This is a genomic window from Dactylosporangium sp. CA-092794, assembly GCF_050948465.1.
Taxonomy (GTDB): Bacteria; Actinomycetota; Actinomycetes; order Mycobacteriales; family Micromonosporaceae; genus Dactylosporangium.
In genome coordinates this window covers 4,206,610-4,232,386 of the sequence record NZ_CP192044.1, presented here as the reverse complement: position 1 = coordinate 4,232,386, position 25,777 = coordinate 4,206,610, and the positions used below count along the sequence as shown (strand labels likewise).

Annotated in this window: 21 protein-coding genes; 16 read left to right on the top strand and 5 right to left on the bottom strand. The window is 74.9% G+C overall.

The window, feature by feature from the left end:
- Positions 1–147 precede the first annotated feature (147 nt).
- From ACQPXD_RS18250 to ACQPXD_RS18235, 4 genes are all read left to right on the top strand, one after another.
- A complete protein-coding gene (locus ACQPXD_RS18250) occupies positions 148–711 on the top strand; it encodes an RICIN domain-containing protein (RefSeq protein WP_432839954.1) in 564 nt (187 codons plus the stop codon).
- Between the two features lie 136 nt (positions 712–847).
- Positions 848–3,193, top strand: coding sequence for a tetratricopeptide repeat protein (locus ACQPXD_RS18245; protein ID WP_432839952.1), 2,346 nt, complete (start codon positions 848–850; stop codon positions 3,191–3,193).
- Between the two features lie 761 nt (positions 3,194–3,954).
- A complete protein-coding gene (locus ACQPXD_RS18240; RefSeq protein ID WP_432839950.1) occupies positions 3,955–4,188 on the top strand; it encodes a hypothetical protein in 234 nt (77 codons plus the stop codon).
- Complete coding sequence (locus tag ACQPXD_RS18235) at positions 4,185–5,561, top strand: amidohydrolase family protein (RefSeq protein ID WP_432839948.1); 1,377 nt, start codon at positions 4,185–4,187, stop codon at positions 5,559–5,561. Before ACQPXD_RS18240 ends, ACQPXD_RS18235 begins: the two co-directional genes overlap by 4 nt.
- Before the next feature lie 173 nt (positions 5,562–5,734).
- Here ACQPXD_RS18235 and ACQPXD_RS18230 read toward each other — a convergent pair whose 3' ends face one another.
- Positions 5,735–6,379, bottom strand: coding sequence for a TetR/AcrR family transcriptional regulator (locus ACQPXD_RS18230; RefSeq protein WP_432839946.1), 645 nt, complete (start codon positions 6,377–6,379; stop codon positions 5,735–5,737).
- 84 nt (positions 6,380–6,463) lie between these two features.
- Between ACQPXD_RS18230 and ACQPXD_RS18225 the strand changes: the two genes are divergently transcribed.
- The 6 genes from ACQPXD_RS18225 to ACQPXD_RS18200 all read left to right on the top strand — a co-directional run bounded on the left by ACQPXD_RS18225 (position 6,464) and on the right by ACQPXD_RS18200 (position 14,267).
- Positions 6,464–7,216, top strand: a complete 753-nt coding sequence (locus ACQPXD_RS18225) for an SDR family NAD(P)-dependent oxidoreductase (protein WP_432839944.1) — start codon at positions 6,464–6,466, stop codon at positions 7,214–7,216.
- Positions 7,217–7,221: 5 nt separating this feature from the next.
- Positions 7,222–8,157, top strand: a complete 936-nt coding sequence (locus ACQPXD_RS18220; protein ID WP_432839942.1) for an NAD-dependent epimerase/dehydratase family protein — start codon at positions 7,222–7,224, stop codon at positions 8,155–8,157.
- On the top strand, positions 8,157–9,056 hold the full coding sequence (locus tag ACQPXD_RS18215) for an alpha/beta fold hydrolase (RefSeq protein ID WP_432839940.1): 900 nt from the start codon (positions 8,157–8,159) through the stop codon (positions 9,054–9,056). The genes ACQPXD_RS18220 and ACQPXD_RS18215 overlap by 1 nt, the downstream gene beginning before the upstream one ends.
- 17 nt (positions 9,057–9,073) lie before the next feature.
- On the top strand, positions 9,074–9,850 hold the full coding sequence (locus ACQPXD_RS18210; protein WP_432839938.1) for an SDR family NAD(P)-dependent oxidoreductase: 777 nt from the start codon (positions 9,074–9,076) through the stop codon (positions 9,848–9,850).
- Positions 9,851–10,002: 152 nt separating this feature from the next.
- Entirely contained in the window at positions 10,003–12,954 is a 2,952-nt protein-coding gene (locus tag ACQPXD_RS18205) for a glycosyl hydrolase (protein WP_432839936.1), read from the top strand.
- Between the two features lie 110 nt (positions 12,955–13,064).
- Complete coding sequence (locus ACQPXD_RS18200; protein ID WP_432839934.1) at positions 13,065–14,267, top strand: lipase family protein; 1,203 nt, start codon at positions 13,065–13,067, stop codon at positions 14,265–14,267.
- On the opposite strand, the gene ACQPXD_RS18195 is transcribed toward ACQPXD_RS18200, so the two are convergent.
- Positions 14,222–15,766 (bottom strand): nitrilase-related carbon-nitrogen hydrolase, encoded by a 1,545-nt coding sequence (locus tag ACQPXD_RS18195; RefSeq protein WP_432839932.1) that lies wholly within the window; start codon positions 15,764–15,766, stop codon positions 14,222–14,224. The genes ACQPXD_RS18200 and ACQPXD_RS18195 overlap by 46 nt on opposite strands.
- A 94-nt stretch (positions 15,767–15,860) precedes the next feature.
- On the opposite strand from ACQPXD_RS18195, the gene ACQPXD_RS18190 reads away from it, so the two are divergent.
- The gene (locus ACQPXD_RS18190; protein ID WP_432839930.1) at positions 15,861–17,084 is read left to right on the top strand and encodes an AraC family transcriptional regulator ligand-binding domain-containing protein; all 1,224 of its coding nucleotides are present in this window, start codon (positions 15,861–15,863) and stop codon (positions 17,082–17,084) included.
- A gap of 676 nt (positions 17,085–17,760) precedes the next feature.
- Positions 17,761–18,519 carry an SDR family NAD(P)-dependent oxidoreductase gene (locus tag ACQPXD_RS18185; protein WP_432839928.1) on the top strand — a complete coding sequence of 253 codons (759 nt, stop codon included), beginning with the start codon at positions 17,761–17,763 and terminating at the stop codon, positions 18,517–18,519.
- A 42-nt stretch (positions 18,520–18,561) separates the two neighbouring features.
- On the opposite strand, the gene ACQPXD_RS18180 is transcribed toward ACQPXD_RS18185, so the two are convergent.
- Genes ACQPXD_RS18180 through ACQPXD_RS18170 form a run of 3 tightly spaced genes read right to left on the bottom strand, consistent with a single transcriptional unit; the run spans position 18,562 to position 21,868 of the window.
- Complete coding sequence (locus ACQPXD_RS18180) at positions 18,562–20,145, bottom strand: hypothetical protein (protein ID WP_432839926.1); 1,584 nt, start codon at positions 20,143–20,145, stop codon at positions 18,562–18,564.
- The gene (locus ACQPXD_RS18175) at positions 20,142–21,044 is read right to left on the bottom strand and encodes an ABC transporter ATP-binding protein (RefSeq protein ID WP_432839924.1); all 903 of its coding nucleotides are present in this window, start codon (positions 21,042–21,044) and stop codon (positions 20,142–20,144) included. The genes ACQPXD_RS18180 and ACQPXD_RS18175 overlap by 4 nt, the downstream gene beginning before the upstream one ends.
- On the bottom strand, positions 21,041–21,868 hold the full coding sequence (locus ACQPXD_RS18170; protein WP_432839921.1) for a MerR family transcriptional regulator: 828 nt from the start codon (positions 21,866–21,868) through the stop codon (positions 21,041–21,043). Before ACQPXD_RS18170 ends, ACQPXD_RS18175 begins: the two co-directional genes overlap by 4 nt.
- 91 nt (positions 21,869–21,959) lie before the next feature.
- On the opposite strand from ACQPXD_RS18170, the gene ACQPXD_RS18165 reads away from it, so the two are divergent.
- Genes ACQPXD_RS18165 through ACQPXD_RS18150 form a run of 4 tightly spaced genes read left to right on the top strand, consistent with a single transcriptional unit; the run spans position 21,960 to position 25,775 of the window.
- A complete protein-coding gene (locus ACQPXD_RS18165; protein ID WP_432839919.1) occupies positions 21,960–22,301 on the top strand; it encodes an ArsR/SmtB family transcription factor in 342 nt (113 codons plus the stop codon).
- A 14-nt stretch (positions 22,302–22,315) separates the two neighbouring features.
- Complete coding sequence (locus ACQPXD_RS18160; RefSeq protein ID WP_432839917.1) at positions 22,316–22,807, top strand: NADH-quinone oxidoreductase subunit B family protein; 492 nt, start codon at positions 22,316–22,318, stop codon at positions 22,805–22,807.
- 11 nt (positions 22,808–22,818) lie between these two features.
- Entirely contained in the window at positions 22,819–24,825 is a 2,007-nt protein-coding gene (locus tag ACQPXD_RS18155; RefSeq protein WP_432839915.1) for a proton-conducting transporter transmembrane domain-containing protein, read from the top strand.
- The gene (locus ACQPXD_RS18150) at positions 24,822–25,775 is read left to right on the top strand and encodes a respiratory chain complex I subunit 1 family protein (RefSeq protein ID WP_432839913.1); all 954 of its coding nucleotides are present in this window, start codon (positions 24,822–24,824) and stop codon (positions 25,773–25,775) included. Before ACQPXD_RS18155 ends, ACQPXD_RS18150 begins: the two co-directional genes overlap by 4 nt.
- Positions 25,776–25,777: the final 2 nt, after the last annotated feature.

Below are 25,777 nucleotides of genomic sequence, written 5' to 3'. Positions count from 1 at the left end.
CGGGAAACAGAAGGTTTCCAGAAGGCGTGCAGCGGCGGCCATGTTCGGCCCTTGCAGCACGTATGGAATTGTTTGGATTTCACCCTCCGGTGGCGCCGATGCGGTGAGGTCACCTCCAGAGGCATCCGCGCACAGGAGGGGAGCGACGTGTTGCGCATCAGGGGGAAGCGTCTGACGGCCGCGCTGATCGCGGCGGCGACGGCCGCGGCGGTGGCGGTGCTGGCCTGGCCGTCGACGGCCTCGGCCGCGGCGAGCGACACCTGGCAGATCTTCAACTACTACTCCGGGTCGTGCCTGCACCCGCAGAGCCACGATGTCCGGCCCGGCACGCAGGTCGAGCAGGAGACCTGCCAGGGGGCCCGGGTCACCGACCAGATGTGGCACTTCGAGCCGCTCTCGGGCGGGTACTACCACATCCGCAACCACGGCAACGTCGTGCAGAACGTCTGCCTGAACGTGTCGGGCGCCGTAGATACCGACAGAGCGAAGGTCAAGCTCTGGCAGTGCGGCGCGGCGCCGGAGCACAACGACGAATGGCTGCCGGACCTCGTGGCCCGCCGCGACAATCTCGACTGGTACATGCTGATCAACCGCGACAACGGCAAGTGCCTCAACGTCGAGGGCGCCTCGACGGCCGACGGCGCCGACCTGATCCAGTACACCTGCGACCGGAACGCCCAGAACGAGTGGTTCAGCTGGGTGCTCCACTAACGCCGTCCTCCGCACCGACCGCCGGACCGGCCTCCACGGGGGGCCGGCCCGGCGGCGTGCGCACCGGCCGGGGCAGCCTCGCGCGCCGCCGTGTGGCACCATCGGGATCGATGGGTTTGAGCCGGCGCGGGGGTGCATGGTGGCTACGGAGTCTGACCGGCGCACGCCCGGGCCACCCGACCCCGGTCCGGCGCGCAGCCTCGACGAGCTCGTCGGATGCCTGCGCGGGCTGAAGGTGTGGGCCGGCGACCCGTCCTACGAGACGATCACCCGCCGGATCAACGCGCGCTGGCGGGCCGAGGGCCGGCCCGCGGACGAGCTCGCCCGCCGCGGCACGGTCGTGGACTGCTTCAAGACCGGCCGCCGCCGGATCAACGCCGAGCTGGTGGTGGCGGCGGTCCAGGCGCTGCACGACGACGCGGGGTATCTGGCGCACTGGCGGCAGGCGCTGCGCGTCAGCCTGGCCGAGACGGCCGCGGCCGCCCAGGTGCGCGTCCTCGACCGGCTGCCCGAGGACATCGGCGCGTTCACCGGCCGGCAGGCGCAGATCGACCGGCTGCGGCCGCTCGCCGCCGCGGCCGGCGGGACGTGCGTGCTCGCCGGGATGGCCGGGGTCGGCAAGACGCAGCTGGTCATCCACGCCGGGCACCTGCTGGCCGCGGAGGGCCGGTTCGACACGACGCTGTTCGTGAACCTGCGCGGCTTCGATCCCGATCCGGCGCAGCCGCCCGCGGAGCCGGCCGCGGTGCTCGACGGCTTCCTGCGCCTGCTCGGCCTGTCCGGCCACGAGATCCCGCACGGCATCGAGGCCCGGGCCGCGGCGTTCCGCGAGCGGATCGCCGACCGGCGGGCGCTGGTCGTGCTCGACAACGCCGCCTCCGAGGAGCAGGTGCGCCCGCTGCTGCCGCCCGCCGACGACGCCCTGACGCTGCTCACCTCGCGCCGCCGGATGGACGGCATCGACCCCGACGTCCACCTCGACCTCGACGTGTTCACCGCGGACGAGGCCGAGCAACTGCTGGTCCGGTCGGTGCCGGCGGTGCCGGTCGGCCCGGACCGCACGGCGCACCGGCGGGTCGCCCTGCGGTGCGGCTACCTGCCCCTGGCGCTGAGCGTCGTCGCCGGCCAGATCGCCGCCCGGGCCGGCTGGACGGTCACCGACCACGCCGACCGCCTCGACGAGCGCCACGACCGGCTCCGGCTCGACAGCGGCGTCGAGCTGGCGCTGGACCTGTCCTACCGGCAACTGCCCGCACCCCGGCAGGCGCTGCTGCGCCGCATGGCCCTGCACCCCGGCCCCGACCTGGACGACCACGCCGGCGCGGCCCTGCTCGGCACCGACCCGGCCACCGCCGCCGCGCACCTGCGCCGCCTCGCCGGGGAGTATCTCGTGCAGCAGCCGCTCGACGGCCGGTACACCCTGCACGACCTGGTCCGCACCTACGCCGTCGACCGCGCCAACGACGAGGAGCGACCGGCGGAGCGTCGCCGCGCCCTGGGCCGCCTGTTCGACCACTACCTGTACTGCGCCGGCGCCGCCATGGACGCGCTCTACCCGGCCGAGCGGCACCGCCGCCCCACCCTGCCGCCGCGGCCCGCCGCCGGCCCGCCCCTGGACGATCCCGAGGCCGCGCTGGCCTGGCTCGACGCCGAACGCACCACCCTGGTCGCGGTCTGCCTGCACGCCGCCCGCAACGGCCGGCCGGACGTCGCCGTGCACCTGGCCGCCACCCTGTACTCCTACCTCGACAACGGCGGGCACCCGGCCGACGCCCTCGCCGTCCACACCGAGGCCCACCACGCCGCCCGCACCCTCGGCGACGGCGTCGCCGAGGCGACCGCGCTGACCAACGTCGGCGTGGTCTGCTGGCAGCTGGGCCGCCATCCCGAGGCGATCGAGCACCTCGAGCGGGCGCTGTCGCTGTTCCAGCGCCTCGGCGACGCCCGCGGCCAGGCCCGCACCCTGGGCAACCTGGGCGTCGTGCACAGCGCGACCGGCGAGTGCGAGATCTCGGCCGCCTACCAGCTGCGGGCCCTCGAGCGCTTCGCCGAGATCGGCGACCGCGTCGGCGAGGCCAACACCCTGACCAACCTCGGCAGCGTCTACGTGCGCCTCGGCCGCCCCGACCCGGCCGTCGAACACAACCGCCGCGCCCTGACCCTCTTCCGCGCCCTGCACCACCGCGGCGGCGAGGCGACCGCCCTGAACAACCTCGGCGACGCCCTGACCATGCAGGGCCGCTTCGCCGACGCGGTGGGCCATTACGAGGAGGCCCTGACCCTCTTCCGCGCCCTCGGCGAACGCTACGGCGAGACCTGCGCCCTCAACGGCCTGGGCCAGGCCCTCGCCGCCCAGGGCCGCCGCACCGAGGCCATCGCCAGCCACACCGAGGCCCGCACCCTGGCCACCGAAATCAACCGCCCCGAAGAACTGACCCGAGCCACCACCGCCCTGACCCACCTGAAAACCAAACCAACCTAGCCCCCACAGCCCCCAGCACAGCACCAGGGCCGCACAGGGGGACGGGACCCCCAACCAGGACGCCAGGGGCGCGCAGCGCGGCAAAGAGTGGCCGCGCAGCGGCCATGGGGGGTCTGGGGTGGGAACCCCCCAGGAACAGCGCCGCGACGAAGTCGCGCGTGGCTAGCTTTCGGACCCCAACCAAACGCGCCGAAGGCGCAACAACAAACCCCAACCACCGCGCCGAAGGCGCGACAAGAAACCCCACCGACCGCGCCGAAGGCGCGACAAGCGGCAGCACCACAGCGCCGAAGGCGCCGATAGGGCACCGCACCCAGGACGCCAGCAGCGCACAGCGCAACAAATGTGGCCGCAGGCCACGAAGCCCAGCGCAACGACCAAAACTCTCCACGATCATGCCGCACCGACGACTGACACCAACGCTTTTTCATGATCACGGAGCGGCAAGGTACCCCCGTGTACCACAACTCTCCGAGATCATGGAAAACCCGCGGTGCGCCCACGACATCGATCATGATCACGGAGACATACGTCCCCCCGGCCGCACCAACCAAGTGCTCACCCAACGAGCAAGACATCCGCAGCGCCGAAGGCGCAACAGACCACCGCGCCCAAGACGCCAGGGGCGCGCAGCGCGGAAAGAGTGGCCGCGCAGCGGCCATGGGGGGTCTGGGGTGGGAACCCCCCAGACACAGCGCCGCGACGAAGTCGCGCGTGGCTAGCTTTCGGACCCCAACCACCGCCCTGGCAGAATCGGTACCTTGAGCGACTCGACCGGCCCGCCGTTCTCCGAGACCGGGGCAAGCCGCGCGGCGGGATACGCGGGCCGGCCGCTGACCGGCCTCGGCGCCACGGTGCTGCGCCCGCGCGCCCCGGCCGACCCTGCGCCGTGCGCCCCGGCCGACCCTGCGCCGTGCGCCCGCGCCGCCACCGGCCCGGCGCCGGGCCTCGGCGCGGACACCGAGGCCGTGCTGGCGGAGCCGGGGCGGCCGTGAGCGAGCTGCTGCTGCGCGACGTCGAGGTGGCCGGGCGGGCGGGGCTCGACGTGCGTATCGCCGGCGGTCGGATCGCCGCCATCGGGCCCGGCCTGCCCCGCGCCGGCGCCGGCGAGGTGGCCGGCCGCGCCGGCGCCGGCGAGGTAGCTGGCCGCGCCGGCGCCAGCGAAGTGGCCGGCCGGGGCGGCGCGCTGCTGCCCGGCCTGCGCGACCATCACATCCATCTGCTGGCCGCGGCGGCCCGGGCCGGCTCGCTCGACGTGTCACCGGCCCACGCCCCCGACCTCGGCGCGCTCGCCGGGCGGCTGCGCGCGGCGGCCGCGACCGGCCGGCCGGTGCGGGCGGTCGGCTACGACGACGAGGCGACCGGACGCATCGACGCGGCGTTCCTCGACCGCGCCGGCGGCGGCGTGCCGATCCGCGTCCAGCACCGCGGCGGGCATGCGTGGGTGCTCGGCTCGGCGGGCCGCCCGGCCGGCGTGCGCACCGGACCGGACGGCTGGGTCTACGGCGCCGAGGCGCTGCCGCCGGCGGCGGGGCCGCCCGCGCTCGGCGAGCTGTCGCGCCGGCTGGCCGGCTACGGCGTCACCGCCGTCACCGACGCGAGCCCGGGCAACGACGCCGCCGTCGCGGCGCACGTCGCCGCCGCCCGGGCGCGCGGCGAGCTGCTGCAGGCCGTCACGCTCATGGGCCGCGGCGTGCCGGGCGGCGCCGACAAGATCATGCTGGAGGAGCACGCCGGCTGGTCGCTGGACGAGACGGCGGCGCGGATCGCCGCCGCGCACCGCGCCGGTCGCCCGGTCGCGCTGCACTGCGCCAGCGGCGCCGCGGTGGTGTTCGCGCTCGCCGCGTTCGACGAGGCCGGGCCGCGCGCCGGCGACCGCGTCGAGCACGCCAGCGTCCTCGACGCCGGCCTGCTGCCGCGGCTGGCGGCCAGCGGGCTGACCGTGGTGACCCAGCCGGGCTTCCTGCACGACCGCGGCGACGACTACCTCAGCCGGGTCGACCCGGCCGACGTGCCCGGGCTGTACCGGATCGGGTCGCTGCTCGCCGCGGGCGTGCCGGTCGGCGGGTCGTCGGACGCGCCGTTCGGCCCCGACGACCCGTGGCTGGCGATGCGCACCGCCGTCACGCGGGCCACCCGGACCGGCCGGGTCGTCGGCGCCGCCGAGCGGATCACGCCGGAGCAGGCCCTCGCGCTCTACACCGGCCCGGCCGACCGGCCCGGCGGGCGGCCGCGCGAGGTCCGCGTCGGCGCGCCGGCCGACCTGTGCCTGCTGCGGGTGCCGTGGCGCGAGGCCCGCGCGTCGCTCGCCGCCGACCTGGTCGCGGCGACGGTGATCGCGGGACGCGTGGCGCACGCCGCGCCCTAGTTCGAGGACGGCAGCGGCCGGGCCACCGCGCGCACCACACTGTCAGGTCGGCGCCGCCGAGCGCGTCCCGGTCCGCCTGGCCGAGGCGGAGGCGGTGGCGGACCCGCTCGCCGGCCTCGACCGGCCGCTGCTGATCGACCTGCGGGCCGACCCGTCCGCAGCGGCCGACTGGTTCAGCGGGCGCCGGCCGGCCCGGGCGGTGCGGCGCTGACCGTGAACGAACCGACGTAGCTCAGCGCGGCGCTCAGCGTGGCCCGCATCGGGCGCGCGGTGCTCATCGTCTGGGACAGCAGGGCGCCGCCCTGCAGCGCGCCCAGCAGGGCCAGGGCCAGCTCGTCGAGGTCGGCGTCGGCCCGCAGCTCGCCCCGGTCGCGCATCGCCCGCAGGCCGTCGTGCAGCAGGCCCTGCCAGCGCAGGAAGCCCTCCTGCAGGTCGGGCCGCGCCTGCTCGTCGGCGCTGAGCTCGGCGGCCAGCGAGCCCAGCGTGCACTCGCCGCGGCCCTCGTTCTCCTCCTGCCGCTCGATCGCCGCGTCGGCCCACGCGCGCAGCGCGTCGAAGCTGTCGAGCAGGCCCATCATCGGCTGCCCGGGCACCGGCGCCGCGTCGGCCTGGCGGGTGATGACCGCCCGGATCAGCGCCTGCTTGCTGTCGAAGTAGTGGTACAGCTGGGAGCCGCTCACGCCGGCCGCCTTGCGCACGTCCTCGGTGCTCGTGCCGGCCACGCCGTGCGCGGCGATGAGCTCGGTCGCCGCCTGGAGGATGCGCTCCCTCGTCGCCTGGCCCTTGCGGGTCAGCCGGGGCGCGGCGGGCTGGGTCATGATGCCGATCATAGCTTTTCTGGGTTGTACTGTCCAAAACTCGGTGCTAGAAATTGGGTTGTCCAACCCAGAAAGGGGACTGTTATGGGGAACACCGCCGAGCTCGCCGGGCGCCGGGCGCTGGTCACCGGGGCCACCGCCGGCATCGGCCGGGCCGTCGCGCTCAAGCTGGCCGGCCGCGGCGCCGAGGTCGTCGCGCACGGCCGCGACCCGGAGCGCGGCGCCGAGCTGGTGACCGAGATCGCCCGGCGGGGCGGCCGGGCCCGGTTCGTCGCCGCCGACCTCGCCGACGCCGGCGAGGTCACCCGGCTCGCCGTCGCGGCCGGCGACGTGGACATCCTGGTCAACAACGCCGGGATCTACGCGTTCACCAGCACGCCCGACACCGGCGCGGACAGCTTCGACCGGCACTTCGCGGTCAACACCCGCGCGCCGTACCTGCTGGTCGGCGCCCTCGCCCCGGCCATGGTCAAGCGCGGGCACGGCGTCATCGTCAACGTCACCTCGACCGCGGCCACGTCCGCCGCGCCGATCGGCACCGCCTACGGCGCGTCGAAGGCGGCGGTGGAGCTGCTCACCCGCTCCTGGGCCACCGAGTTCGGCGCCGGCGGCGTGCGGGTCAACGGCGTCTCGCCGGGACCGGTGCGCACCGCCGGCACCGAACAGATGCTCGGCGGCAACGTGGAGCTGCTCGGGCAGGCCAACCTCCGCGGCCGGGTCGGCGAGCCCGACGAGATCGCCGACGTCGTGCTGTTCCTCGTCGACGACCGCAGCAGCTACATCAACGGCACCGTCGTGCTGGCCAACGGCGGCGAACGCGCCAGCCTCCCCGGCTGAGCGACATGGACACCTTCGTCATCGGCGCGACCGGCTTCGTCGGCGGCGGCGTGGCCCGGCACCTCGCCGCCCGCGGGCACCGGGTCACCGGCCTGGCCCGCACCGGCGCCGCCGCCGAGCGCCTGCGCCGCGACGGGATCGCCCCGCACCCGGGCGACCTGGACCGCGACCGCCGCCCGGTGCTCGCCGCGGCCGCGGCGTCCGACGTCGTCGTCTACGCCGCCCAGCTCGACCCGGCCGCCGAGGCCGACGCCGTCGGCGCCCTGCTGGACGCGCTGGCCGGCAGCGGCCGGACGTTCGTGCTCACCTCCGGCACCGGGGTGTTCCTGCAGCGCACCGGCGGCGCCTGGAGCTCCGCGTGCTACGGCGAGGACGACCCGTTCCCCGTCGAGCCCCTGGCGGCCCGGCGGCGGGCCGTGGAGGAGCTGGTCCGCGGGGCCGCCGGGCGCGGCATCCGGACCCTCGTGCTGCGCCCCGGCCTGATCTGGGGGCCCGGCGACCACGGCCACGTCGCCATGGTCTACCGCTCCGTCGCGGCCACCGGCGCGGCGTGCTACGTGGGCGCGGGGCTCAACACCTACACCAACGTCCACATCGATGACGTGGCGCGGCTCTACGAGCGGGCGATCGCCGCCGGCACGGCGGGCGCGCTCTACCACGCGGCCGGTGGCGAGGTCCCGAACCGGTGGATCGCCGAGGCCGTCGCCCGGGACCTCGGCCGCGGCACGCGCAGCCTCAGCCCCGCCGAGGCGAGCGCCGTCTGGGGCGACTTCGGCGCCCTGATCATGGCCGGCTCCAGCCGCAGCCGCGACCAGTGGACCCGCGCGGAGCTCGGCTGGTCGCCCGAGCGGCCGGACATGCTCGCCCTGATCGGCGAGCCCCGGCTGCGAGAACTGGCGGCACCACAGCGCACAACCCGAACCCACCAGGAGGAACCCTGATGTCCGGCCCGAGCACCACCCTGGCCGCCGAGAGCGGCACCGACTACGACTGGCTCCCGGCGGGCTTCGCCGTGCACCGGGTGCCCACCAACGGCACCACCATCTCCGCCGCCGCCGGCGGTAGCGGTCCCACTCTCGTGCTGCTGCACGGCTGGCCGCAGACCGGCCGCGCCTGGCGGCACGTCATGGCGCCGCTGGCCGGCCGGTACACCGTCGTCGTGCCCGACCTGCGCGGCGCCGGCGCCAGCGACCGGCCCCACGACGGGTACCGCAAGACCAACCAGGCCCGCGACATGCGCGGCCTGCTGCACGCACTGCAGCTGCCCGGGCCGGCCGTCGTCGTGGGCCACGACATCGGCGCCATGGTCGCGCTGGCCTGGGCCGCCGAGTTCCCCGCCGACGTCGCCGCCCTCGTCATGCTCGACGTGAGCATCCCCGGCCTCGGCCTGGAGGAGCTCATGGACGTCGCGCACGGCGGCATGTGGCATTTCGGCTTCTTCATGCAGCCGCACCTGCCGGAGATGCTCTTCGACGGCCACGAGCTCGAGTTCTTCGCCGAGTCGTTCCGGGCCCTGAGCAACCCCGGGACGTTCACCGACGCCGACCTCGCCTTCTACGCCCGCGCATACCGGGGCCGGGACCGGCTGCGCGGCGGTTTCTCGCAGTACCACGACCTGCTGCAGGACGGCCGCGACAACCGGCAGCTGCTGGAGCGCGGCCCGCTCGCCATGCCGGTGCTCGCCATCGGCGGTGGCGAGCGGATGGGCGACAGCGCCGCCCGGGCGTTGCGCCCGCACGCCCGCACCCTCACCGGGCTGGTGGCACCGACCGGGCACTTCGTCGCCGAAGAGGCGCCCGAGTGGTTCGTGCAGGCCCTGACCGACTTCCTCGGCAACTGACACACCGGGAGATCGCCATGACCGTTTCAGTACCGCAGCAGGCCCTCGACACCCGCCGGCTCACCGGCCGCGTCGCGCTCGTCACCGGCGCCGCCCAGGGCATCGGCCGCGCCCTCGCCGTCAAGCTGGCCGCCGCCGGCGCCGCCGTCGCGGTGGCCGACGCCGCCGACGCCGGCGGCACCGTCCGGGCCATCGAGGCCGCCGGCGGCACCGCGACCGCCGAACGCGCCGACGTGAGCTCCCCCGACCAGGTCGCCGCCCTGGCCGAACGGATCGCCGGCACGCTGGGGCCGGTGGACATCCTGGTCAACAACGCCGGCATCTACCCCCGCATCGACCTCGCCGGCATCACCCTCGCGGACTGGCGGCGCGTCTTCGCCGTCAACGTCGAGTCGATCCTGCTCACCACGCAGGCGTTCAGCCCGCACATGCGCGAGCGGGGCTGGGGCCGCATCATCAACGTCGCCTCGAACTCCGTCGGCCTGCAGGTGCCCGGCGCCACGCACTACGTCGCCTCGAAGATGGCGGTCATCGGGCTCACCCGCGGCACCGCCACCGAGCTCGGCCCGTTCGGCATCACCGTCAACGCCGTCGCCCCGTCGGTCGTGCGGACCCCGGGCGCGGCGGCCATGCCCGAGGAGGGCTTCCAGGCCATCGCGCAGATGCAGACCATCAAGCGCGTGGAGGAGCCGGAGGACCTCGCCGGGACCGTCGCGTTCCTGGCCTCCGACGACGCCGGGTTCATCACCGCCCAGACGATCTATGTCGACGGCGGGCTGATTCGCACCGCGTGATCATCGGGCGAGAGCGCTCTCCACATGAAGTACCAGCTCAACCGGCAAATTCGAGAGCGCTCTCCGAAACTCGCCATTGACAATGGTCACAATTCGCGCGCATCATTCGCGGGGACCCCGGAAGACCGCCGCTTCTCAAACGGAGTCCGCCAATGCGCCTTACCAGAGGCCGGCCCATCGCGGCCGCAGCGATCGCCGTCACCGTGATCGCCACCGCCCTCACGTTCCTCGCCCTGCCCGATGCCGAGGCCGCCACCCTCGGGTCCGGCAGCTACGCCACCGCGACGCCGGCCGGTGCCACCGGCCCGACCGGCTGCGGCAGCATCGCCACCAACCCCCGCCAGTACCTCACCGCCAACGCCCCCGCCGGGCCCGTGCCGACCAACGACTGGTGGTCGTCGCTGCTGTTCAAGCGCACCGACTGCGCCTACTCGACGCCGCTGCAGGCGCACCCGATGGCGTTCCAGCCGTCCGCGGGCGGGCTCGGCGTCTCCTACACCACCGACGCGGCCATCTCCGGCACCGCCACCGGCGTCGGGGAGTACCACTACCCGTACACCACCGAATTCACGCTGGGCGTGACCGGGCTCAACGCGCCCAGCACGCTGGTCGACGGCTGGACCGACTGGACCGTCACCCCGTCCTGGTCCGACGGCACCCGCACGCTCAAGGCCACCATCGGCCACGGCCTGCCGTTCGTCTACGCCCGCACCGGCGGCGGCAACGCGCAGCTCACCTTCGGCGGCGCGCCCGCCGTGTGGTCCAACAGCGGCGACCGGATCGGCTTCACCGTCCGCGGCCACGACTACATGGCCTACGCGCCGACCGGCGCCACCTGGACGGTCAGCGGCGCCACCATCACCTCGGCGCTGGCCGGGCGCGACTACTTCTCCGTCGCGCTGCTGCCCACCACCCCGTCGACGCCGGCCGCCGACCGCACCGCCCTGGCCAGCACCTACGGGCAGTACGCGCACAACCACGTCACCGGCACCCGGGTCGCCTGGAGCTACGACCAGGCGGCCAGCACGGTGAACGCCACGTACACGGTCACCACGACGGCCCGCGAGGGCAGCGGCTCCGGCACCGTCCTCGCGCTGTATCCGCACCAGTGGAAGAGCCTCGCCGGCGCCACGCCGATCACGCAGACCTATGTCTCCCCGCGCGGGGCGATGAAGGTGCTCACCGGCGCCGCAGCGTTCACCACCGCGACGCGTTTCCAGGGGGTACTGCCGGAGATTCCCGCCGTCGCCGACTCCGCCGGCGCCGACCTGACCACCGTCGGCGGCTACCTCGACCAGGTCACCGCCGGCGACCCGCTGGCCGGCTTCGGCGACGACACCTACTGGACCGGCAAGGGCCTGGGCCGGGCGGCCCGCGCCGCCGAGATCGCCGACCAGCTCGGCCGCACCGCCCAGCGCGACACGCTGCTCAACGCGATCCGCACGAGGCTCACCGACTGGTTCACCGCCGGCTCCGGCGAGACCGGCCGGCTGTTCGTCTACAACCAGGCGTGGGGCACGCTGATCGGCTACCCGGCCTCCTACGGCTCCGACGCCGAGCTCAACGACCACCACTTCCACTACGGCTACTACATCGCCGCCGCCGCGACCCTGGCCAAGTTCGACCGCAACTGGGCCGCGACGAGCGCCTACGGCGGCATGGTCAACCTGCTCATCCGCGACGCGAACAACCCGGACCGGGCCGACACGATGTTCCCGTTCCTGCGCGACTTCGACATCTACGCCGGGCACGACTGGGCCTCCGGGCACGGCTCGTTCTTCGCCGGCAACAACCAGGAGTCGTCGTCGGAGGGCATGAACTTCGCCAACGCCCTCATCCAGTGGGGCATCGCCACCGGCAACACCGCCGTGCGCGACGCCGGGCTCTACATCTACACGACCCAGGCGCAGGCGATCCAGGAGTACTGGCTGGACTCGGCGAACCAGAACTTCCCGGCCAGTTTCGCGCACAACGAGGTCGGCATGGTCTGGGGCGACGGCGGGGCCTATGCCACCTGGTTCAGCGCCGAGCCCGAGATGATCCAGGGCATCAACATGCTGCCGATCACCGGCGGGTCGCTCTACCTCGGCTACCGCCCGGCGTACAACGCCGTCAACTACAACGAGATGGTGACGAACAACGGCGGGCCGCCCACCGTGTGGCAGGACGTGCTGTGGTCGTTCCAGGCGCTCGGCAACGGCGACCAGGCACTGTCGAACCTGCGGGCCAACCCCGGGTACACCCCGGAAGAAGGCGAGAGCAGGGCCCACACCTTCCACTGGATCCGCAACCTCGCCGCGCTGGGCCAGGTCGACACCGCGGTCACCGCCAACACGCCGCTCTATGCGGTGTTCACGAAGAACGGCACCCGCACCTACGCGGCGACCAACCTGACCGCCGCCGCGATCACGGTGACCTTCTCCGACGGGCGCACGCTGTCGGTACCCGCCGGAAAGACCGCCACCACCGGCGCCTACACCTGGGTCGGCGGCAACGGCACCAGCACCCCGCCCACCTCGCAGCCGCCGACCTCCCAGCCGCCCACGTCCCAGCCGCCGACCTCCCAGCCGCCCTCGTCGCCGCCTCCCTCGTCGTCGCCGCCGCCGGTGGGGTCGAACCGTTTCTACCTGCGCACCGGCCCCGGCCTGTCCACCACGGCCGGGACGGCGGCGACCACCCAGACGGTGACCGCCGCGAACGGTAACTGGGACGGCACCCCGCACAACCCGGTGACCTACCAGGCCTGCGGCATCACCGGCAGCCCCAACGGCGCGCAGACCCAGTTCACCTTCCACGTCGACGCCGGCACCGCGGTCGGCCAGGGCATCCAGGCCCGGGTCTCCTACGACTTCACCGGCGGCGGCACCTACGGCCGGGTCGAGACCTACCGCTACTTCGCCACTGACCCGATCGCCGGCACGGAGCCGTACACCCAGGCGGCCCAGCTCGCCTCGTCGACCGGCACCCTGTCGGCGCTCAACCACGGCTGCGTCCGGCTCGAGCTGTGGAACGCCATCGGCAACGCGCCGACCACGGTCCGCGTCGACGCGTCGGCGGCGCAGGGCAACCAGTCCACCCTCCTCATCCCCTACACCGTCGCCTGACACCCGGGCGCCGGGAGGCCTACCGGTCTCCCGGCGCTCAAGGTGGGTCCGGTATTCCTAGGCAACCGCGTGCGACCGGACCGCGCCGGCCCGCCCCTAGCGTCACGCCAATGAGACTGGTACGACTCGTCATGCTGGCCGCGGTGGCGCTGGTCGCCGTCGCGGCCGGCGCACCGGCGGCGTCGGCGAGCGCGGGCACCGTCCTGCGCCCCGACGACGATCCCTTCTACGCCGTCCCGCGGCACCTGGACTCGGTGCGCGACGGCACGGTGCTGCGCTCGCGGCGCCTGGCCGCCGACACCCTGACGGTGCCGGCGCCCGCCCGGGTGTGGCAGCTGCTGTACAAGACCCGCGACAACGCCGGCCGGCCGACCGCCACCGTCGGCACCCTGCTGGTGCCCACCGCCCGGTGGACCGGCCCCGGACCGCGGCCCCTGCTGTCGTATCAGGTCCCGGAGGACGGGCTGGCCACCTTCTGCGCGCCGTCCTACCTGCTGCGCGCGGGTGCCGTCCCGGTCGGGCCGACCAACATCGGCTTCGACGCGCCCCAGGTCGCGGCGGCGGTCCAGCGCGGCTGGTCGGTGATCGTGCCGGACTACGAGGGACCGCAATCGCAGTTCCTCGGCGCCGCCGCCACCGCGCACGGGATCCTCGACGGCATCCGCGCCGCCCGCTCGTTCGACCCGGCCGGCGTGGACCGGCGGGCCCCGATCGGCCTGTGGGGCTACTCGGGGGGCGGCTTCGCCACCGCCGTCGCCGCGCAGTTCCAGCCGCGGTACGCCCCGGAGCTGAAGATCGCCGGCTTCGCGATCGGCGGCGTCATCGCCGACCTCAACGCCGCCCTGCGGACCATCGGCGGGCAGCCGTTCTCCGGCTGGCTGCCGTTCGGCTTCGCCGCCCTGGACAACGCCTACCCGCGGGCCCACGTCGAGCAGTACCTCAACGCGACCGCCCGCGCCTACGCCGCCGCCGACGCGCACGGCTGCGCCGGCACCGCGATCGCGGGCGGCCCGTTCAACGCCACCCTCGCGAGCCTCGAGGCGTGGCCGGGCTCGCTCACGGCGGGCCGGTTCGCCGCCTTCGCCCACGACAGCAGCCCGATCGGCCTCGGCGGCACGCCGGGCGCTCCGGTGTACATGTACCACGGCACCGCCGACGAGCTCCTGCCGGTCGAGGCGGCCCGGCGGCTCGCGGCGCGGTACCGGACGGACGGCGCCGCCGTGACCCTGGTCCAGGACGAGGGCCAGAGCCACGGCGGCGAGCAGTCCTACGGCGTGGCGGGTGCGGTCGCCTTCCTCACCGCGCGCCTCTGAACCCGCAGCACGACGGCGGCGGCGACGAGCGCCACGCAGAGCCAGGCGAAGGCGTCGCCGATGATGCGGTACACCGTCGTGACGCCCTTGACCGGCACGTCGACGATCCACGGTGCGGTCTGGGCCGGGTTCGTGGTGTCCTGCTGCGACAGGACGTGGCCCTGATGGTCGAAGGCCTGCGAGGACCCGTCGTAGTCCTGGCGGACGAGGGCGTAGCCGTTCTCGACGGCCCGCAGGCCGGCCATCTGGGTGTGCACCCGGCCCATCTCCGGCCAGTCGCCGCCGGGGACGAGCATGATGTCGGCGTCGACGTGCATGATCGCGGGGAAGTCGGCGTCGTAGCAGATGACGTTGGCGATCCGGCCGTACGGCGTGGACACCACCGGCACCCGGCCGTCACCGGGGCGATAGGGCTCCAGGCCCGGGATCGGGTGGGCTTTCTGGTACGTCCACAGCACCTGCCCGTCCGGGCCGAGCAGCACCGTCTCGTCCCGGCCGTAGGGCTTGGCGGGCAGCACGACCTGGACGGCGATGTCGAGGTAGATCTGCTCGGCCCGGGCCACGTCGGCGGCCCGGGCGATGAAAGCCTGCTCGTCGCCGGCCGGCACGTGGGCGGCGTTCTCGGACCAGAAGACGATCCGGGAGCCGGCCCGGGCCGCGTCGCGGGTGTCGGCCAGCAGCCGGTCGTTCACCGGCCCGTAGGCGTCACGCACCGCCTGCGGGTCGAGGCCGGACAGCGCGACGATGCCCGTGTCGGGCAATGCCGGGCCGGGCCGGGCGGGGTTGATGCCGGCGATGCGCACGGTCGGGGTACTCGCCGCCGGGACCAGGGCCAGCCGGGCGCCGCCGAACACCAGCACGACACCGAGGACCGCGGCGTAGCCGGCCGCCGGCCGCAGCCGGGGCCGCTCCCACAGTTCGCCGACGGTGGTGGCGAACCCGCCGATGAGGAAGGCGATGGAGTACGGCCCGGCGACCGACAACACCTGCAGCAGGGCGGTCTGGTCCCGCTGGGTGACGGCGAGGAGCCCGAACGCGGTCCCGAACGGGGCGTACGAGCCCAGGACGAACTCGGTCGCGGTCAGCGCCGCCGGGAACACCAGCAGGCGGGCCGCCGTGCCCAGGCGCGGGGCCAGCAGGCGGTCGGCGACGTACGGCACGGCCAGCACGGTGCCGAGCCCGATCGCGCCGATCAGCGGCAGCGGCGCGAGCGGGACCCGCAGCTGCCAGAACCACCACAGCGCGGCCCCGACCGAGACGAGCCACACCAGGGGCAGGCCGGCGGCCGGGCGGGTGGTGCGGGAGAAGCGCAGCAGGAGCGGGACGGCGAGCCAGGCGGCGAGCGTGATGTCCCAGCGCCCGCCCGCGGCGAACAGGGTGAGGAGGGCGCCGGCGGCGAACAGCGCGGCACGGTGGCGGACGGGCACGGTGGCGGATGCGCCGGGCGCGGCGGTGGGCGGCGGGTCGGCCCGGTCGGCGGAGAGGGTGGTGGAGGACACCCCTCGACCGTAGGAACGGGACGGGGCCGGCGAGGAGTACCGCCGCTAGCGGGATCCGTGACCGCGGCGCGCACGAGCGGTTAGCGTGGGCGACGTGGCCGCCTCTCCACTGCCCCGCATCGTCGTACAGCGCCTGCTCGGCATCGCCGAGCGCCGCGGGCTCGACCCGGCGCTGCTGCTGCGGCGCACCGGCATCCGCCCCGACGCGGTGCACGGCGGCACCCCGCCGAGCATCGACCAGGCCGCGGAGCTGACCCAGGAGCTGTGGATCCTCACCGGCGACGAGCTGTTCGGCCTCGGCCCGCCGGCCCCGCTGGGCCTGTTCCAGCTCGTCATGCGCTCGGCGATCCACGTCCCCGACCTCGGCGAGGGCCTGGAGCGGCTGGCCGGCGCCGGCCAGATCCTGCCCGCGATGCCCCCGCTGTCGGTCGGCATCGACGGCGGCCTGTGCCGGGTCGAGATCGACGCGAGCCGGCTGGACGACCCGGACCACTTCGTCACCGAGCTGCTGCTGACCCTGATCCACCGGGTGCTCGGCTGGCTGGCCGGCCGCCGCATCCCGCTGCGGGCGGTGGAGCTGCCGTGGCCCACGCCGGACTACGCCGCCCAGTACGAGATCGTGTTCGGCGTGACTCCCGCCTTCGCCACCGCCCGGCTGGCGTTCGCCTTCGACGCCGCCCTGCTCAGCACGCCGGTGGTCCGCGACGAGCAGGAGCTGACCGACTACCTGCGCGACCAGCCGCGGGTATGGTTCGCGACCCGGGACTACGGCGTCACGGTGGCCGACCACATCCGCCGGATCCTCGAGCAGGGCCTGCGCGGGCACTGGCCGACCTCCGACGAGATCGCCGCGCGGCTGAACGTGAGCACCCAGCACCTGCGCCGCCTGCTGCGCCAGCACGGCACCTCGATCGGCCAGATCAAGCAGGAGATCCTGCGCGACGCCGCGATCGCCAGCCTGCGCCGCGGCGACGAGTCCGTGGAGAGCCTGGCCACCCGGCTGGGGTTCTCCGAGGCGAGCGCCTTCCGCCGGGCGTTCCGCCGCTGGACCGGCCATCCCCCGGCCGAGTTCCGCGCCCTCGCCCGCGCCACCCCACCCCCCAACCCCGCCGTCACCGCCGATCCGCCGCCCGGCCCCGCCGACCCGCCCGCCGACGTCGCAACCCAGCCGGCCGGCCCCGCCGCACCAGGCGCCGACATCGCCGCCGCGCCGGCCGACCCTCGCCGCCCCACCGGGCCGACCGCCGACCCGCCCGCCGAACGCGCTGGATGCGCCGCTCCGCCCACCAACCGCGCCGCAGCCCGCCAACCACGCTGACTGCGCCGCTCCGCTCCCGCCGCCCCACCCACCGACATCGCCTCGCCGCCCACCGTCACCGCCGCCCAAGCTGCCGTGACCGCCCTGGAAGCCGCCGTCGCCGCCGCTTAGTCCGATATGTCCGCCACTCCGTGACGGACATATCGGATATTTCGGTTATGACCCATCTGCCACACCGTTGATTGGCGCGGCGACCATAAGTCTCCGTGATCTTGCATGCGATCGGCTCGATGCGGCGGTTTTCGATGATCGCGGAGACATATGGTACCCATAGGTACATTTTGATTCCACGATCATGAAAAACCCGTGGTATGCAGGACAGTTCGTCATGATCGCGGAGACTTATCGCCGCCGAGGATTTGGGGCATAACCGAAATGTCGGAAATGTCCGTCACGAAGTGGCGGACATTTCCGACAGCCTCGCCCCTCGGCCCTGCACCACGACGTGCCCGCTCCCACTCGCCTGCGCGCCAGTCTTTGGCGACCCGACGAGTCCCGCCCGGCACTCGCCCGCAGCCCCACGCCCGGCCGGCCGGGCGCCCGGTCGCGTCGGAGGGACCGGGCGGGGAGGTCGTGCCGCAGGGCCGGGGGTGGCGGGACCATTGTCCCTGCCCGGTGGCGCGGGGACGGATCACGCTGAAGCCGTCCACCACCGTAAACACCGGGAGGGATCGTCATGACACAGCAGTGGTACTCCGGGCGGGTCGCCCTGGTGACCGGGGCCGGCTCGGGCATCGGTCAGGAAACCGCCCTCCGCCTGGCCCGCGAAGGCGCGACCGTCGTCGGCTGTGACACCGACGCCGCCGGGCTCGCCGCCACCGAGAAGCTCCTCGCCGACGACGGGCTCGTCGCGCGCCTGATGACCGCGGACGTCACCGACCAGGCCGACATCGACCGGCTCGTCGCCGCGCTGCCCGATGGCCGGATCGACCTGCTCGCCAACGTGGCCGGCATCATGGACTACTTCCTGCCGGTCACCGAGCTCGACGACGAGACCTGGGACCGGGTGATCGCGGTGAACCTGACCGGGCCGATGCGCCTGTGCCGGGCCGTCCTGCCGGCCATGCAGGCCCGCGGCGAGGGCGCCATCGTCAACGTCTCCTCCATCGGCGGGCTGACCGGCTCGGTCGCCGGCACCGCGTATGTGTCGGCCAAGCACGGCCTGATCGGGCTGACCCGGTCCCTCGCGTGCCTGTACGGGCCCGACGGCATCCGCACCAACGCGGTCTGCCCGGGCGGGGTGCGCACCGGCATCGGCCGGACCGCGTTCGCCAAGTCGCAGTGGGCGTTCGAGCGGCTGGCGAAGTCGTTCGAGCGCGGCATGCGCACCGCCGAACCGGACGAGATCGCGTCGCTGATCTGCTGGCTGGGCAGCCCCGAGGCGCGCAATGTCAACGGCGCCGTCATCGCTTCCGACGGGGGCTGGACGGCCTGAGCTGAATCAACCGCAAAGCAAGCCATCGGCGCCGGCGGCCCCTTATCCGGTGGTGATGTCGCGGCGGGTGGTGGCGGCCACGCCGAACATGCACAGCACCGCGCCCACCGCCACGAGCAGCAGCAGCGCGCCGGTGGGCGGGCTCGGCGCGGCGATGTCGGGCACGTGCCGGAACAGCCCGAGGTCCTGCACGCGCTGCGGGATGCCCAGCAGGTCGCCCAGAAGCGCGACGAGCGCGCTGGCGGCCAGCGGCAGCCAGGCCAGCCCGGCCAGGCGCGGGCGCAGGCCGACGACGAGCGTGGTGCACCCGGTCATCGCCACGGCGGCCGGCCACTGCCCGGCCACGTAGGCCAGGGCCCGCCCGGCCACGTCCGTCCCGTCGATGACCAGCGGCGCGATCAGCGCGCTGAGGGCGGCGGTGGCGGCCAGGATGACGGCGCAGCCGGCCGCGGTGACGGCCGCCTGCGCGGCCGCCGGCACCCACCGCCGCACGCCGCTGGCGAGCACCACGTCGGTCAGCCCGGCCCGCTCCGACTGCGCGCCCGCCGTCACCGACAGCACCGCGAACACCGACACCACGATCCCGACGACCGTGCCGCAGTAGCCGAGGTAGCCCGCCACCGGATCGCCGGCGCCCAGCTGCGCGCCGAGGAACCCGCCGAGGTCGCCCTCGCGGCTCTGCTCGACGCTGCCGGAGCCCATGGCCGAGAACAGCGCGCCGACGGCGGCCACGACCACGGTCCAGGACAGCAGCCGGGCCCGGTCGACCCGGGCGGCCAGCCCGGCGGCGGTGCGCACGCGCAGCCGGGTGCCGCGGCTGTCGTGGCGGCGGACGAGGCCGGCGCCGAACTCACGCCGGCCGGACAGCACGACCGCGACCCCGGCCAGGCCGGCCGCGACGAGCAGTCCGCCGAGGATGACCCACCAGCGGTTGCCGGAGAACGGCTGGGCGGTGGCGCGCAGCGCGAGCGGGCTGAACCAGTTGAGCGCGCCGCGGTCCTGGGTGTCGGCGAAGGCGCGCAGGCCGAACGCGACGCCGAGCGCGGCGACCCCGATCGTGCGGGCCTGCCCGGCGGCCGGCGCGACCTGCGCCAGGACCGTGGTGAGGGCGGCCATGATCAGGAAGGTCAGCCCGACCCCCGCGCCGAACGCGGCCGCGCCCGGCCACGTGACGCCGTCGACCCGGCCGGTCCAGAGCCCGGCCGCCACGGCGGTGCCCAGCGCCAGCACCGCGCCGACCGCCCCGAGCAGCACCAGCGCGCTGACCAGCGGCCGCCGGGGTGGCAGGCCGCAGCAGCGCAGCAGCTCCAGCGTGCCGTCGTCCTCGACGGCGCGGGTGACCGAGACCGCGACGAGCACGGCCATCACGGCGGCCAGGATGGTCACGATGGCGCCGATCTCCCAGGCGTACATCTGCCCGGGCGTGCCGGGGTCGGGCAGCTTGCCGTAGAGCAGGGTGGTGGCCCGGTTGTGCTGCGCCAGGGCGACGGCCGCCCGGCGCTGCTCGCCGGTCGCGTAGGTGTCCTGGTAGGCCCGGACGGTGCCGGCGCACACCCCGACCAGCAGGACCAGCCAGGAGCCCAGCATCAGCCGGTACCGGCGCAGGAGCAGCAGCGTGAGGCTCATCGCGCCGCCACCGCGTAGTGCCGCAGGAACAGGTCCTCGAGCTTCGCCGGGGTGCAGGTGATGTCCTCGGCGCCGGTCTCGGCGAGCACGCCGAGCACGGCGGGCACCAGCGTGCGGGCCACGCTGAGCCGCACGACGCCGTCGTCGGGCTCGGCGGCCACGCCCAGCCCGCGCAGCCGCTGCGCGACGGCGACGCTCTGGTCGCGGGGCAGCTTGGCCGTGATCGTGGAGGCGGCGAGGTGGCGCATGTCGGCCAGCCGCCCCGACTCGACCAGCTTGCCGTCCTTGATGATGGTGACCGCGTCGCACAGCTCCTCGACCTCGGCCAGGATGTGGCTGGAGAGCAGGACCGTGCGCCCGGCCGCGGCCGCGTCGCGCACGCACCGCTGGAACAGCTCCTCCATCAGCGGGTCGAGCCCGGAGGTGGGCTCGTCGAGCACGAGCACGTCGGTGGGGGCGGCGAAGGCGGCGATGAGGACCACCTTCTGCCGGTTGCCTTTGGAGTAGGTGCGCACGAGCTTGCGGGTGTCCAGCGCGAAGTCGTCGGCCAGCCGCCGCTCGGCCTCGGCGTCGCGGCGCCCGCGCAGGCCGGCCAGGGCGTCGAGGACCTCCTGGCCGGTGAAGTTGGGCCAGAGGATGACCTCGCCGGGCACGTACGAGATCCGGCGGGTGACCTCGGCCGCGCGCTCGGCCGGGTCGAGGCCCAGGACGCGCACGTGGCCGGCGGTGGCCCGGTAGAGGCCGAGCAGGACGCGGATCGTGGTGGACTTCCCGGCGCCGTTGGGCCCGAGGAAGCCGTGCACCGTGCCGCCGACGACGCTCAGGTCGAGGCCGTCGACCGCCGCGAACGTCCCGAATCGTTTCACCAGCCCGCGGACGTCGATGACGGGGTCTGTCACTCCACTTGCCCTTTCTCGATGACGCTCAGGATCGCGTCGGCGATGGCCCGCTGCACGGGGCGCATCCGGGCGTCGCTGAGCCGGACGTACAGGTCGGCGGCGCGCCGGGCGACGCCGAGGTCGATGGAGCGGGCCAGCGCCGGCAGGTCCGGCCCGAGCTGGCGGGTGAGCCGGTCGACGACGGCGTCGACGATCTGCGCGATCTCGTGCGGGCCGGGCTCGTCGCGGCGGCTGGCGCGCTCGGCGATCCGGTCGAACAGCATGCGGCTCTCGGCGAGCTGGACCTCGGTGATCCGCTCGTAGACGACCGCGGACTCCGGCGGCATGTCGCCGCGGTAGAACGCGAGCTCCATGAAGTCGCGCTCGCGGCGGATCACCCGGCGCACGTGCTCGTCGCCGGCCTCCGCCTCCAGTCGGTCGTAGAAGCGCACCAGGGCCGCCGGCATCGGGGAGAGGTGGCCGTCGCGCTCGACGGCGGCGATCAGCCCGGCGATGCGCTCCCGCTGCGCCCGCAGGTCGGCGAGCTGCGCGTCGAGGGCGGCCACGCTCGCCCGCAGGTCGGCGAGCACCGACTCGTGGCGCCCGCCGGCCGGGTCCGGCGCGGCGGCGGGCGGCGGCTCGTCGCCGAGCATCGCCGCGATCGTCGCCAGCGGGATGCCGGCCTGCGCGAGCCAGCGGATCCGGACCAGCCGGGCCAGGTGCGTCAGGTCGTAGTCGCGGCGGCCGTGGCGGGCCGGCGGCACCGGGATCAGGCCGATCTGGTGGTAGTAGCGGATCGTGCGGACGGTCGAGCCGGCCAGTTCCGCCAGCTCGCTGATGCGCATGTCCCAAGTCTCGACTGTGACGTAACGTCACAGTCAAGCGCCGGGACCTGCAGAGTTGCGAAAGTTCGCAAGTGATGAAATGCTGATGCCGATGGACAAGCCGCTGTACCAGGTCAAGGCGGAGTTCTTCAAGAACCTCGGCCATCCGGCCCGCATCCGCATCCTCGAGCTGCTGTCCGAGCGCGAGCATTCCCCCGGCGAGATGCTGCCCGAGGTCGGCGTGGAGCCGACGAACCTCTCCCAGCACCTCGCGGTGCTGCGCCGGTCCGGGCTGATCACCTTCCGCAAGGAGGGCTCGGCGGTCTACTACTCACTGGTCAGCCCGCAGGTCGCCGAGCTGCTCACGGTGGCCCGGCGGATCCTCACCGAGGTCATCTCCGGCCAGGCGGAGCTGCTGGCCGACCTGCGCGAGCCCGCCCCCAACCAGCCCTGAAGCGAGGCACGACGATGGCCGTGTTCGACCTTTGGCGCAAGATCCGCCGGACCGGGCGGGTCGCCGAGCCCGCGCCCGCCCGCCCGGCCGGGCCGTCCTGCCCCAAGGCGGCCGCGCTGGCCGGGTCGGTGCAGCTGCGGCACGTGGACGCCGGGTCCTGCAATGGGTGCGAGATCGAGATCGGGTCCGCGTTCGGCCCGGTGCACGACGCCGAGCGCTACGGCGCCCGGCTGGTCGCCTCGCCCCGCCACGCCGACGCGCTGCTGGTGACCGGCCCGGTGACGCGCAACATGGCGGTGCCGCTGCGGCGCACGTTCGAGGCGGTGTCGCCGCCGACGATCGTGGTGGCCGTCGGCGACTGCGCGGCGGGCGCGGGCGAGTTCGCCGGCGGCTACGGCGTGCACGGCGGTGTTGCCGACGTGGTGCCGGTCGACGTGGTGGTGCCCGGCTGCCCGCCCGAGCCGGAGGCCATCGTGGCCGCGTTGCGCGGGCTGACCGGCCGGTGAACGTCATCGCGGTGTCACTCGCGGCCGTCTGCGCCCTGGCCGTGGCCGGGATGCTCACCGCACTTGCCGCGCCCGGGCGGGTCCGGCCCGGGCTCGCCGGCGCCACCACCGCCGGGATCGGCGTGGCCGGGCTGGTCGCCGGCGTCGCCGCCCTGCGCGGCGGGTCGTTCGCCGCGACGCTGCCGGGCGTGCTGCCGCTGGCCGGGGTTCGGCTCGAGCTCGACCCGCTGGGCGGCTGGTTCGCCGCGGTGACCGGCGGGGTCGTCGCGGTCGCGGCGGTCTACGGCATCGGCTACGCCGGCCACGGGCACGGCCCGGCCGGGCGGGCGACGGCCGTGGCGCTGCCGGTCTTCGCCGCCGCGCTGCTGCTGGTCCCGGCCGCGGCCAGCGTGTCGACGCTGCTGGTGCTGTGGGAGCTGATGGCGCTCGCGTCCCTGGTGCTGGTGCTGGCCGAGCACCGGGCCCGCCCGGCGGTGGCCGAGGCCGGCGGATGGTACGCCGCACTCACCCACGCCGGGTTCGTCGCGATCCTGCTCGGCCTGGTCCTCTACGCCGCGCAGGCGGGCGGCGACTCGTTCGCGCAGCTGCGCGCCGCCCACCTCTCCCCCGCCGCCCGCGGCACCGTGTTCGTGCTGGTGCTGGCCGGGTTCGGGTCGAAGGCGGGCCTGGTGCCGCTGCACGTGTGGCTGCCCCGGGCGCACGCCGAGGCGCCGAGCCCGGTGTCGGCGATGCTGTCCGCCGGCATGGTCAACCTCGGGGTGTACGGCGTGATCCGGGTCGGGTTCGACCTGCTCGGCGGCGGCTCCCGCTGGTGGTGGCTGGCCGTCCTCGCGGCCGGCGCGCTCTCCGCGCTCTACGGCATCCTGCAGGCGGCCGTCGCGGCCGACCTCAAGCGGTTGCTGGCCTACTCGACGGTGGAGAACATGGGCCTGGTCTTCCTCGGCCTGGGCGCGGCCGGCGTGCTGCGGGCCACCGGCGCGCCGGCCCTGGCCGCGCTGGCCCTGACCGCGGCGCTGCTGCACGTGCTCAACCACGCCGCCTTCAAGGCGCTGCTGTTCGCGGCGGCCGGCTCGGTGCTGCGCGCCACCGGCACCCGCGACCTCGACGCGCTCGGCGGGCTGCGGCCGCGGATGCCGGTCACCACCGCCCTGTTCGCCGTCGGGGCGCTGGGCGCCTCGGCGCTGCCGCCGGGCAACGGCTTCGTCTCCGAGTGGCTGCTGCTGCAGTCCCTGGTCCACGCGCTGCCCTCCGGCGGCGTGGTGATCGCCGTCGCGATGCCCCTCGCGGTCGCCGTGGTGGCGCTCACCGCCGGGCTCGCGGTCGCCACCTTCGTCAAGGCGCTCGGCGTCGGCTTCTTCGCCCGCCCCCGCGGCGACGCGGCCGCCGCGGCGCGGGAGTCGCCGGGCTCGATGCTCGCCCCGATGGGCGTCCTCGCCGCCGCCTGCGCCGCGCTCGCGCTGGCCCCCACGGCGCTCGGCCCGGCCCTGTCGCGGGCCGCGGGCGCCGCCCTGCACGCCCCGGCGGAGGTCGCCGGGGGCACGGTGAGCCTGCGCCTCGCGGGCATCGCGAGCACCATGTCGCCGCTGGTCATCGCCGCCGCCCTGGTGGCCGGCGCGGTCCTGGCGCTCGGGCTGGCCCGGCTGGGCGCGGCCCGGGCCGCGCGGCGCCGCGAGGTGGCGCTGTGGGACTGCGGCGCCGGTCCGCCGACGGCGCGCATGCAGTACACCGCCACGTCGTTCGCCGAGCCGATGCAGCGGGTCTTCGACGACGTGCTGGCCCCCGAGACCGACGTCGACGTCACCCCGCACGCCGAGTCGGCGTACCTGGTGGCCCGGGTCGCCTACCAGGCCCGCGTGCCCGACCGCGTCGAGCACGGCCTCTACGCGCCGCTGCTGGCCGCCGCCCGCCGGGTGGGCCGGCTGGGACCGGTGCTGGCCAACGGCAGCGTGCACCGCTACCTGGCCTACGGGTTCGTCGGCGTCACCGGCCTGCTGCTCGTGCTGGCGGTCACCCGATGAGCGCCGACACCGCCGCCCGGCTGGCCGCCACCGCCCTGCAGGTGCTCGCGGTGGCCGCCGGCGGCCCGCTGCTGATCGGCGTCATGCGCCAGGTCCGGGCCCGGCTGGAGGGCCGGGCCGGTGCGGGCGTCGGCCAGCCGTGGCGCGACCTGCGCAAGCTGCTGCGCCGGGCGCCGGCCACGCCGACCGGCACCGGCTGGGCCTTCCGGCTCGGCCCGCTGCTGCTGATGGGCACCTCGCTGGTGCTGGCGGCGGTGGTACCGCTGCTGACCACCGCCTCGCCGCTGGACCCCGCCGCGGACCTCTTCGCCGTCGTGGGCCTACTCGCCCTCGGTACGGTCACCCTCGCCCTCGCCGCCCTGGACACCGGCACCGCATTCGGCGGCATGGGCGCCAGCCGCGAGATCACCGTCCTGGCCCTGGTCGAGCCGACCATCCTGGTCTCGGTCCTCGCGCTGTCGGCCCGGGTCGGCTCCACGAACCTGGCCGAGGTCGTCACCGCCACGCTGCACGACCCGCCGCGGGTCGCCTCACCGGCGAGCCTGCTGGCCGCCGCCGCGCTGGCGATCGTGGTGGTGGCCGAGACCGGCCGGCTGCCGGTGGACAACCCGTCCACCCACCTGGAGCTGACCATGATCCACGAGGCGATGGTGCTCGAGTACGCCGGGACCGACCTCGCGCTCGTCGAGTGGGCGTCCTCGATCCGGCTCACCGTCCTGCTGGGCCTGCTCGCCTCGCTGTTCGCCCCCTGGGGCATCGCCGGAGCGGGCCTCGCCGGGCTGCCGCTGGCGCTGGTCGCCTTCGCGGCCAAGGTCGGCGTGCTCGGCGCCGGGCTGGGCGCGGCCGAGGTGTTCATCGCCAAGCTGCGGCTGTTCCGGGTCCCGGAGCTACTCGCCGGCTCGTTCGTGCTCGCCCTGCTCGCCGTCACCTCCTCCTTCTTCCTGGCATAGGC

Coding starts and splice junctions, on each gene's coding strand:
- ACQPXD_RS18245 (WP_432839952.1), top strand. CDS start 848: ATGGTGGCTACGGAGTCTGACCGGCGCACGCCCGGGCCACCCGACCCC.
- ACQPXD_RS18230 (WP_432839946.1), bottom strand. CDS start 6,379: ATGACCCAGCCCGCCGCGCCCCGGCTGACCCGCAAGGGCCAGGCGACG.
- ACQPXD_RS18225 (WP_432839944.1), top strand. CDS start 6,464: ATGGGGAACACCGCCGAGCTCGCCGGGCGCCGGGCGCTGGTCACCGGG.
- ACQPXD_RS18220 (WP_432839942.1), top strand. CDS start 7,222: ATGGACACCTTCGTCATCGGCGCGACCGGCTTCGTCGGCGGCGGCGTG.
- ACQPXD_RS18215 (WP_432839940.1), top strand. CDS start 8,157: ATGTCCGGCCCGAGCACCACCCTGGCCGCCGAGAGCGGCACCGACTAC.
- ACQPXD_RS18210 (WP_432839938.1), top strand. CDS start 9,074: ATGACCGTTTCAGTACCGCAGCAGGCCCTCGACACCCGCCGGCTCACC.
- ACQPXD_RS18205 (WP_432839936.1), top strand. CDS start 10,003: ATGCGCCTTACCAGAGGCCGGCCCATCGCGGCCGCAGCGATCGCCGTC.
- ACQPXD_RS18200 (WP_432839934.1), top strand. CDS start 13,065: ATGAGACTGGTACGACTCGTCATGCTGGCCGCGGTGGCGCTGGTCGCC.
- ACQPXD_RS18185 (WP_432839928.1), top strand. CDS start 17,761: ATGACACAGCAGTGGTACTCCGGGCGGGTCGCCCTGGTGACCGGGGCC.
- ACQPXD_RS18180 (WP_432839926.1), bottom strand. CDS start 20,145: ATGAGCCTCACGCTGCTGCTCCTGCGCCGGTACCGGCTGATGCTGGGC.
- ACQPXD_RS18170 (WP_432839921.1), bottom strand. CDS start 21,868: ATGCGCATCAGCGAGCTGGCGGAACTGGCCGGCTCGACCGTCCGCACG.
- ACQPXD_RS18165 (WP_432839919.1), top strand. CDS start 21,960: ATGGACAAGCCGCTGTACCAGGTCAAGGCGGAGTTCTTCAAGAACCTC.
- ACQPXD_RS18160 (WP_432839917.1), top strand. CDS start 22,316: ATGGCCGTGTTCGACCTTTGGCGCAAGATCCGCCGGACCGGGCGGGTC.
- ACQPXD_RS18150 (WP_432839913.1), top strand. CDS start 24,822: ATGAGCGCCGACACCGCCGCCCGGCTGGCCGCCACCGCCCTGCAGGTG.